2 protein-coding genes are annotated in these 1,003 nt (G+C 71.4%); both read right to left on the bottom strand.

All coding sequences use genetic code 11. The features are described 5' to 3' along the window. On the bottom strand, window positions 1-392 hold a 392-nt coding region (locus tag IE237_RS40365; RefSeq protein WP_308433171.1), incomplete at its 3' end, for a carboxyl transferase domain-containing protein. A 34-nt stretch (window positions 393-426) separates the two neighbouring features. Then, on the bottom strand, window positions 427-1,003 hold a 577-nt coding region (locus IE237_RS40370; RefSeq protein ID WP_268253883.1), incomplete at its 5' end, for an acyl-CoA dehydrogenase family protein.

The raw sequence follows: 1,003 nt of genomic DNA on the forward strand, positions 1-1,003 counted from the left end.
CGCAGGTGCTTCTTCACCGTCATCGGGTAGTACGTGCCGCCCTTGACCGTCGCGTCGTTGGCGACGATCACGCACTCGCGGCCCGAGACCCGGCCGATGCCGGCGATGACCCCGGCGGCGGGCGCCTGGTCGCCGTACATCCCGTTCGCCGCCAGCGGCGCCAGCTCCAGGAACGGCGAACCCGGATCCAACAGCGTGTCCACCCGGTCGCGCGGCAGCAGCTTCCCCCGCGCGGTGTGCCGCGCCCGGGACTTCTCACCGCCTCCCAGAGCGGCGGCGGCGAGCTTGGCGCGCAACGTCGCCGCCAGCTCGTGATGAGCCGCCTCATTGGCCTGCCAGGCCGGCGACGCGGGATCCGCCGCGCTCGTCAGCACAGGTGCCCGGCCTGTCATCGCGTGTCGTCCCGGCCCGTCGGTGTCCGCCTCCTCATGACGTCATTCCGAGTTCCCGCGCGATCAGCATCCGCTGGACCTCCGACGTGCCCTCGCCGATCTCCAGGATCTTGCAGTCACGCCAGAACCGGCCCACCGCCGACTCGTTCATGTAGCCGTATCCGCCGTGGATCTGCGTGGCCTCCCGGGCGTTGTCGACCGCGGCCTCGGAGGAGTAGAGCTTGGCGATCGCCGCCTCCTTCTTGAACGGCTCGCCGTGGAGCAGCCGCGAGGCCGCGTCCCGCCAGGCCAGGCGCGACATGTGGGTCCGGGTCTCCATGTCGGCGATCTTGAACTGGATGACCTGATTGGTGCCGATCGCGCGGCCGAAGGCCTGCCGGGTCCCCGCGTACGCGAGCGACTCGTCCACGCAGCCCTGGGCGAGGCCCGTACCGAGGGCCGCGATGGCGATGCGGCCCTCGTCGAGGATGCGCAGGAACTGGGCGTAGCCGCGGCCCTCCTCGCCGACCAGGTTGGCGAGCGGGACGCGGACGTCGTCGAAGGAGAGCTCGTGGGTGTCGGAGGCGTTCCAGCCGACCTTGGAGTAGGGGGCGGCGACGGTGAAGCCCGGG

The sequence above is a fragment of the Streptomyces tanashiensis genome (genome assembly GCF_014648895.1).
Taxonomy (GTDB): domain Bacteria; phylum Actinomycetota; class Actinomycetes; order Streptomycetales; family Streptomycetaceae; genus Streptomyces; species Streptomyces tanashiensis.